Source organism: Fictibacillus sp. B-59209 (genome assembly GCF_036216745.1).
In the GTDB taxonomy this organism is placed as follows: Bacteria; Bacillota; Bacilli; order Bacillales; family Fictibacillaceae; genus Fictibacillus_C; species Fictibacillus_C marinisediminis.
This window is the reverse complement of record NZ_JARMMC010000043.1, coordinates 20,803-28,293: the sequence shown is the minus strand read 5'-3', so window position 1 is coordinate 28,293 and position 7,491 is coordinate 20,803. Positions and strand designations below refer to the sequence as shown.

Annotated in this window: 10 protein-coding genes; 2 read left to right on the top strand and 8 right to left on the bottom strand. The window is 45.3% G+C overall.

Features of this window, described 5'->3' with window-relative positions:
- Nucleotides 1-72 precede the first annotated feature (72 nt).
- Both P4361_RS22575 and P4361_RS22570 read right to left on the bottom strand, forming a co-directional pair.
- Nucleotides 73-528 carry an SRPBCC family protein gene (locus P4361_RS22575; RefSeq protein WP_091008564.1) on the bottom strand — a complete coding sequence of 152 codons (456 nt, stop codon included), beginning with the start codon at nucleotides 526-528 and terminating at the stop codon, nucleotides 73-75.
- Nucleotides 521-850, bottom strand: coding sequence for an ArsR/SmtB family transcription factor (locus tag P4361_RS22570; RefSeq protein ID WP_256228048.1), 330 nt, complete (start codon nucleotides 848-850; stop codon nucleotides 521-523). Before P4361_RS22570 ends, P4361_RS22575 begins: the two co-directional genes overlap by 8 nt.
- Before the next feature lie 204 nt (nucleotides 851-1,054).
- On the opposite strand from P4361_RS22570, the gene P4361_RS22565 reads away from it, so the two are divergent.
- Nucleotides 1,055-1,366 carry a hypothetical protein gene (locus tag P4361_RS22565; protein WP_053355850.1) on the top strand — a complete coding sequence of 104 codons (312 nt, stop codon included), beginning with the start codon at nucleotides 1,055-1,057 and terminating at the stop codon, nucleotides 1,364-1,366.
- Nucleotides 1,367-1,496: 130 nt separating this feature from the next.
- Nucleotides 1,497-2,333, top strand: a complete 837-nt coding sequence (gene ypfJ, locus P4361_RS22560) for a KPN_02809 family neutral zinc metallopeptidase (RefSeq protein ID WP_328091111.1) — start codon at nucleotides 1,497-1,499, stop codon at nucleotides 2,331-2,333.
- Nucleotides 2,334-2,399: 66 nt separating this feature from the next.
- Here the strand turns inward: ypfJ and P4361_RS22555 are convergent, their stop codons facing one another.
- The 6 genes from P4361_RS22555 to P4361_RS22530 all read right to left on the bottom strand — a co-directional run bounded on the left by P4361_RS22555 (nucleotide 2,400) and on the right by P4361_RS22530 (nucleotide 7,449).
- Complete coding sequence (locus tag P4361_RS22555) at nucleotides 2,400-3,899, bottom strand: sodium:solute symporter (RefSeq protein WP_328091110.1); 1,500 nt, start codon at nucleotides 3,897-3,899, stop codon at nucleotides 2,400-2,402.
- A gap of 1 nt (nucleotide 3,900) precedes the next feature.
- Nucleotides 3,901-4,101, bottom strand: coding sequence for a DUF3311 domain-containing protein (locus P4361_RS22550; protein ID WP_416054268.1), 201 nt, complete (start codon nucleotides 4,099-4,101; stop codon nucleotides 3,901-3,903).
- A gap of 234 nt (nucleotides 4,102-4,335) precedes the next feature.
- Nucleotides 4,336-4,860: a histidine phosphatase family protein gene (locus P4361_RS22545; protein WP_328091109.1), complete on the bottom strand. Its 525-nt coding sequence runs from the start codon at nucleotides 4,858-4,860 to the stop codon at nucleotides 4,336-4,338.
- A 45-nt stretch (nucleotides 4,861-4,905) separates the two neighbouring features.
- A complete protein-coding gene (locus P4361_RS22540; RefSeq protein ID WP_053355846.1) occupies nucleotides 4,906-5,502 on the bottom strand; it encodes a TetR/AcrR family transcriptional regulator in 597 nt (198 codons plus the stop codon).
- A gap of 69 nt (nucleotides 5,503-5,571) precedes the next feature.
- Complete coding sequence (locus tag P4361_RS22535; RefSeq protein WP_328091107.1) at nucleotides 5,572-7,038, bottom strand: FAD dependent oxidoreductase; 1,467 nt, start codon at nucleotides 7,036-7,038, stop codon at nucleotides 5,572-5,574.
- Complete coding sequence (locus tag P4361_RS22530) at nucleotides 7,039-7,449, bottom strand: SRPBCC family protein (RefSeq protein WP_062238856.1); 411 nt, start codon at nucleotides 7,447-7,449, stop codon at nucleotides 7,039-7,041. It lies immediately after the preceding gene.
- Between the last annotated feature and the right edge of the window lie 42 nt (nucleotides 7,450-7,491).

Below are 7,491 nucleotides of genomic sequence, written 5' to 3'. Positions count from 1 at the left end.
CGGAAAGCGAGCAGCCTGGAATGGAAATCAACAGCTTACAGACTTCTTGGACAGCCCCCAGCTGGTTAGTCTTTAGATTGAAACTGCCGGAAGGGTTTGTCCGGTTTCAAGGAAACTTTTTAAATTACTTATTACCGCTGGCCATCCATTGTTAAATCCTTCAAATGTATGATTATCCTCTACAATGTCAGATTCCAAAAGATTTTCATGCCTAAGTGTCAGTTTTACGGTCGTGTTTAGAGGATGTAATTCAAAAGTTACGATTGTAGGACTTTGCCTTGGAGTATCATCACCCTTATAGGTCCATGTAAAGGAAAGCAATTTGTGCGGTTCACATTTTAAAATCTTGCCGTAGTCGGTAACTTCGCCGTTTCGAGAATAGGTGACGTCAGATCCTTCTTTCCATTCAGATTCAACTCGGCTGCCGAAAAAGTATTTCTCTGTAAATTCACCCTCAGTTAAGGCGTCCCATAGTTTTTCAGGTGTGGTGGCAATATAGGTCACGTAAACAAATACAGGCTTAGTCATTTTTGTTATCCTCCTCTAATCTTTTTTTTAGATTATTTAATGCTTCTAAATGATGGTTCTCATATTTATGGATCCAGCGGTGATAAATCTCGCTGATCGGCAGAGGGTTGAGGTAATGAAGCTTCTCCCGCCCTTGCCAAGATATTGCTACAAGATTTGCATCTTCCAAACTAGAAAGATGTTTTGTTACAGCCTGCCGAGACATATTAAGATGCTGGCATAGTTCGCTCAATGTCTGCCCGTTTTTCAGATACAATTCATCAAGAAGTTTTCTGCGGCTGGCATCGGCAAGAGCCTTGAAGATCTTATCGATGAGTTTCAACCTCCCTTAAAACAATATTATAGGCAACTAATAAGTTGCATGTCAAACGTCATTGGTTGTCTTCTTAAAAGTTTTTAGTAAAAGTTTAAAATTTTTTAGGTAAATGTTCTTATAAAATAGTAATTTTTAGTAATTTCGTCCAATACCTTCATCGTAATTTGTTTCTTACAATAAGGAAAGATAAACAGCAAAGGATGAGGTACGTTGTTTGATAAGCAAAAAAACAGGCTGCAGGCAGAAATGCTGGAGCGGTATTATGGCAAGGTGGAGCATTTGATGCAAACGCTTGACCAGCTGAGATGGGACCGTAACCGTGTGCTGACCAAAGCACAAAGCTGGGAAAGCAGGAGCAAAGCCACCTACCAGCAGATCATGAGCGAAGCAGCCGTTACGCATTTTGCAGCCGCCAGTACAGGAGAACAGCTGAAGGATGCGTTGAAAAGAGAAGCTCGCCGGCTAAGGGACGAGGCGGACGAATTCGAAGGACGAGAGAGGCTGAAAGAGCAGAACCTTTGAAGAATAGGTGCCAGGCACCGCAATTACACAAGTGTGTAATCGTGGTGCCTGGCACCTATTTATTTTGCGATAAAACTTTGAATGTAGGGTATATCACTAGTAAATGTATATCTTGCTAGGGAGGAATTTTATGAAGTGGAAAGGCAGAAGGCAGAGTACGAATGTTGAGGACCGGAGAGGAATGGGAGGTAAAACACTGGTTGGGGGAGGCATCGGCGGGATTGTGATCGTTCTGATCGTAATGCTGTTTGGCGGCAATCCTGGTGATCTGTTGAACGGTATGACGGACAACGGGTCAAATCAATCTGTTCCTTATAAAGAATCAGATCAGGAAAAGGAGCTTTCTTCTTTTGTGTCTGTTGTCCTTGCTGACACAGAGGATGTTTGGACGAAGGAGTTTAAGGAAGAGGGCAAGGTTTACAAAAAGCCAAAGCTTGTCCTATATAACGGCAGTGTCCAGTCTGCGTGCGGGACTGCGGGATCGTCAGCGGGACCGTTCTATTGTCCAGGTGACCAGAAGCTGTACATTGATTTAAGCTTTTATCAAGAACTGAAGAATGAATTTCACGCTCCTGGCGATTTTGCGATGGCATATGTTATAGCTCATGAGATAGGCCATCATGTGCAGAATCTGTTGGGAACAATTGATCAGAACTCACGCCAACACTTGAGCAAGAAACAAGCGAATGCCCAGTCGGTTCGGGTTGAATTGCAGGCTGATTATCTGGCGGGTGTCTGGGCACATCATGCACAGGGAATGGATCTGCTCGAAAAAGGTGATTTGAAGGAGGCCATTACTGCAGCAAGTGCAGTCGGTGATGACACCCTGCAAAAAAAGGCGCAAGGGTATGCTGTGCCTGAGAGCTTTACTCACGGAAGGTCCGAGCAAAGGATGCGCTGGTTTAATAAAGGGTTCATGAACGGAACAATTGAAGGTGGAGACACATTTCACGCGAAGGATCTTTAAATAACTAAAAGGTGCCAGGCACCGCAATTACACAAGTGTGTAATCGTGGTGCCTGGCACCCTTAGATTATGCGCCTTTGCGGACAGAGGCTGTTTCTTTAGCCAGCTCGTTAAACAAGTAGTCTTTGACTGGGTTGCTTGCATTCTTCGATTTCTTCACAAACAGGGGATTCAGAACGAAAACGGTCAGGAAGTTTGCAGACAGTCCCCAGAATCCTTCATAGATACCAAACGAGGTGCCGGTTGAATAGACAGTGAAAGTAACCGCTAATCCAACGATCAACCCTATGATAGTAGCTTCTCTCGTCTGGTTCCGCCAGAACAGACTGATGACGATGGCCGGGAAAATCTGCACCATGCCGGAAACGCCAAGAAGCTGCAAGGAAACGAGAGCAGTAGGGAAGACGAGGCCGAATAACAGAGCCAGTCCAATAACGACGAACACCATTCCGCGTGTGATCATTGTTAGCCGGGGCCCTTTCACTTCAGGGTTAATCAAGTCACGGTAAATGTTATTGGCAAATAAATTGGATGCACCAATCGCCATGATGGAGCACGGGATGAGTGAAGCCAGTGCGATCGTTGAATACGCCAGTCCTTGAGCAACACCGCCATAAGAGGTTTGGATCAGGCTTAATAAAGCAAAGCGGGGATCGGTCCCTTTTGGCAGTACTAGAAAAGCAATAAATCCAAGGAAAACAACAAGAATCAGTACGATATTGTATAAAGGCAGAAACATCGCATTTTTCCGAAGCGCATCACTGCTTTTAGCCGTAAATACACCGGTTGCTGCATGAGCCCACATGAAGAGCGCAAGCGATGAAACTAGAGAAGCGGTAATGAACCAAGGAATTCCTTTCGGACCGGAGTTTGGAATGGTTAAGAGCTGCGGTGCTTCTTTAACAATGTGATCCACCATAGGGTTCCAGCCCCCAAAGTGAATGATCGGCAGGGATACGACCATAAACAGCATGATCGCCCAAACAAGAACATCTTTAATAATTGCCGTGTAGGTTGGACCTTTAATCCCGCTGAAAAAGGTATAAAGCGCAACCAGCAAAAACGATGTGATGACGACGACTTTTACATTAATAAAACCAGTTCCGGCTACCTGAAGCGTATCCTGAATTCCGCTTAGCTGCAGACAGATGTATGGAATGAGCATAAGCACCCCGACAATAGCAATGAGAGCGGAAAGAAGCTTGCTGTCAAAGCGTTCTCTCGCATAATCAGCAAGAGTCGTTAATTTATGGTGATTCGCTACTTTCCAAAGTTTTGGAAGGAAAAAGTAAGAGATAAAGAATGCGAGTACGGAATATGGGATAGCAAAGAAGGCAAGGCTTCCAGCGGTATAAGCTGTGCTTGTCAGTCCAAGGAATGTATAGGCCGTGTATAGATCAGCCCCTACGAGGAACCAGACGAGCAAGCCTCCAAAACGCCTTCCACCGACAGACCATTCTTCAACCGAACTTCGGACGGCCTTATCCCTTCCGGCCAGGAAACCGATTAAAACGACAGTGAGAATAACAAAGATGGTAATGGACAGTGCTGTAAGATTTCCCTGCATTTTAATGTAAGCCTCCCTTTGATTTCTGAAGATGATAGATTCCCAATGTACATATAGGGGTTAGGACGATCCATAGGAACAGCCAGAAGTGGAGAAACGGCAATCCCAGAATGATGGGGCCGATCCGATTGACAAATGGCAAAATAGCAAGTTGTGCGAGGAAAGGAAGAACAATGAATAAGATCAGTAAAAATTTTTTCATGATGCCGACTCCTTCATAGGTGATTAGTCACGAGTTTTTTTAATGGAATGTTGACTATCATATCAGCAATGCAGCCGGTAAACAAGAGTAATAAAAAGAATTGTTAAAATATTTAGTATAAAAAGAAAATGATAGGGCTTACATTTAATTTATTTAATTTTTATCCATCAAAGGTATAAAAAAACTCCTGGATTCTGCATGTGAGCCACACGGAACCAGAAGTAATTATTAAGCCTATTTCTCAAAAACATACACCTTCCCATGTTCAATGCGGCGGCCGAGCTTTGGCCCGGAAAAGCCGTGCTTAAGCAATTCTTTTCGCATGAACATCATCACACCGCCATGGCAGACGATCAAAATGTCTTCGCCCTCGTTTTCAATGATTCGGTTCAGCGTTTCATTTATCAGCCGGATGATTTCTTCTTTGCCTGGGGACTGAGAAGGGTGCTTCATCAGCCAGGCGAGCCGAATGAAAAGGAGGTGAATGGCTAGCGGCAGTTTGACTTTGGAACGAAAGAAAGGCGAGAGGGGGATCTCGCGCAATTCTTTCATGAGGATAATCTCTCCATCAAACGCACGGCGGGCCGTCTTTTCTGCCCTTGAAAGATTGCTGGCATAACAGGTTTTCCAATCTACACCGCCCAGGTCTATCTCGCTCTCCTCAATTTCTGAAGCATCATATTCTTTAACCCATTCCATCAATTCTTCCGATGAAAAGAAACCATTCGGATACCCTCTTGTTACTTTAAAATGGCGCATCAACCCGACTTTAATAACACACAGCCCCCATCAGCCAACCCGGCCTTATGATTTTGTGAACATCCTCATCAGCATCTCAACCCTTGGCATCTCATAACCGTCTAACCCAGGGATGTTTAACGTCATCAATCCTGAAATAACGGTGAAATAACAAGAGATTAACTCGCCAATGTCGCCTTCTGCCAGTTCCCCGATTTTCTGGCCTTCTTCAAACAGCGGCTTGAGCATCTCAACATACATTTCCATCGAGGCGCCTTGAAGGAGCTGTTTAGCCTCCTCGGGCACTTCATCAGAGGTTCGTGCCTGATGCATCAGCATAAAATAAAGCTGGCCTTCTTCATCAAGGATCATTTCCGTCAGCCTCTTTAATTTCTCAAGAGGGGAGCCTTGCATATGATGAACCTGCTCGGTGCCAGACACCGATCCTTGGATGGCCTGCTCAACGAGTGTCGTGAAGAGTTCATCCTTTGATTTGAAGTAACGGTACATGAGACCTTGGCTGATGCCGGCCTCTGCGCTGATCATGCTCATTTTTGTACCGATGATTCCCCGGCGCGCAAACACCTTTAGTGCAGCTGCAAGTATCTGTTCTCTTCGCTCATCACGGATTTGGCGGAGCTGTTCTTCGTTTAATGGTGGCAAAATAGATTCACTCCTACGTTCTCTTGTTACCAAAAGTATACCAATTTCAATCTCTAAGCTCTATTGAATTCAGCTGATCGGCTGAAAAACTTCTCCCGAGAAGGACGGAAGGATATCACCCAGGAGTTCCTCTAAAGGCTTTTTGTATTCTGCAAGAAGTTCATCCAGCCACAACCGGCCTTCTGAGGAAGACGTTAGAACGGTCGAGACCATTTGAGGATTTAAAATAGCCTTTGGAGGAACTGACAAGGTGTTGACGGCCCAATACATCCCATAAAGCTTCCAATTCTGCTCTTCGGTAGCATGTTTGAGATAGAGATCCATGTATTTTTGTCCAAACTCGATACCTTTTAAAGGCTGTGAACCTTCATACTCAACACCTTCCCATTGCAGATCTGCTGTGCAATTCAGCCACCAGGCAGGGGCAATTACATCCTGGATTTTTTGAAGAACGTTCTGCTCAAAAAGAGGCTTCGGATCTGTTTGCTGTTCTCGTAGCAGCGAATGCAGGACCTCAGCTTCCATTGCAGAGACGGTCATGCCTTGGCCGAAAATCGGATCAAAATTACAGAAGGCATCACCTATAACAAGCAATCCCTCTGGCCAATGCGCCATCTGTTCGAAATGCTGGCGGAATAGTCCTGGTACACGGTAGCTCCTTGGGTTGGTCATCGGTTCAAGTTTACTGATGATTTCCGTGATGAGTGGACTTGGCAGCCTTGCGATCTCTTTTGCGTATGCCTCAGGCTCAGTTGGGGGATAGATTCCGTCGGGACGGTAAAGCAATGTTTCTGCCACATTGTTTTCGATAAATGAAAACACGCCATGGAATGTTCCTGTAGATGGATGGCCGGCAATGACTATTGCATCCCATTTTTCTGCCAGATGAAGTAAATGCGAAGGAAGCTTATATCTGCGGGTGCTGTATCCGATGACCGCTGTCATCCGATCAGGAGCAGGTACCTCGTATCCAAGCTCCTTCAGCCATTTGGGAAGCTTGGAGGAACGCCCGCTCGTATCTATCACAAGATCGGCATGGATTTCCATTTCTTCATTCGTTACGCGGTTTCTTCCAAGAATGCCAGTTATGGTCTGATGGTCTCCCGAGGATAACAAGTGAACAACGTCATGCTTTTGCAGGAACTGTACATTAGTTATGTTCCTCACCCGCTGACGGATCACAAATTCAAGGACGGGCCGGCTGAACTTAATGTCATTCCGCGGGTATTTGGCCACCATTGTGCCGTATTGATTATGCTGATGAACGGTTTTGTTTAGGGAGGAAGGCGCTCCATGAGCCTCTAAATCTTTTTCATAATCCGGAAAAAACCGGTTGATCACAGCCTTTCCGCGCCCTGTGATCCGGTGGGGATGGAAGGCCTGCGGAGTGCCTGGGCGAAGTTCGGGCTGATCGGAAAAAGCATCTTTTTCAACAAGCACCACCTTGCTGTAAAACTCGGAAAGTATACGTGCAGCTAATAAGCCAGCAATTCCTCCGCCGATCACAATGGCAGAGTCCCATCTCATCGCCATCATTCAGTTTCCCCCTTCCAATACTGTTTTTAAGTTGTTCAGATCCTGTTGGCCGGTAGTGATGACCTGGGAGAATTTTTCGTGTGACATCCCGGGCATCTGAAAACCGGTTAAAAATACTTCACAGCCATCGCCGTTCGGGATGACCCGCATCGCATCACAAATTTCAACACCAGGTGCAGGGATGGAACGATGATCCAGCACGCCGAATGAATTCTTTTGGGCAACCCTAACTTCAGAAATACAATAAGGGGTTTCCATCATCCAGGCATCTCCTTCATCAGCCTTTTGAATCGATTGGCAAAAGGATACCCATTGAGGGAAATTCTCCATGTTGTAAGCATACTCATAAACTTCTTGTGCTGGACGGTTAATAAAAACCCTGATCGTTTGGGAAGAAAGGTAAACAGTCATTTTTAAAAGCTCCTCTCAGTTTTGATGAATGAATGATTCATT

Coding starts and splice junctions, on each gene's coding strand:
- P4361_RS22575 (WP_091008564.1), bottom strand. CDS start 528: ATGACTAAGCCTGTATTTGTTTACGTGACCTATATTGCCACCACACCT.
- ypfJ (WP_328091111.1), top strand. CDS start 1,497: ATGAAGTGGAAAGGCAGAAGGCAGAGTACGAATGTTGAGGACCGGAGA.
- P4361_RS22555 (WP_328091110.1), bottom strand. CDS start 3,899: ATGCAGGGAAATCTTACAGCACTGTCCATTACCATCTTTGTTATTCTC.
- P4361_RS22550 (WP_416054268.1), bottom strand. CDS start 4,101: ATGAAAAAATTTTTACTGATCTTATTCATTGTTCTTCCTTTCCTCGCA.
- P4361_RS22545 (WP_328091109.1), bottom strand. CDS start 4,860: ATGCGCCATTTTAAAGTAACAAGAGGGTATCCGAATGGTTTCTTTTCA.
- P4361_RS22535 (WP_328091107.1), bottom strand. CDS start 7,038: ATGATGGCGATGAGATGGGACTCTGCCATTGTGATCGGCGGAGGAATT.
- P4361_RS22530 (WP_062238856.1), bottom strand. CDS start 7,449: ATGACTGTTTACCTTTCTTCCCAAACGATCAGGGTTTTTATTAACCGT.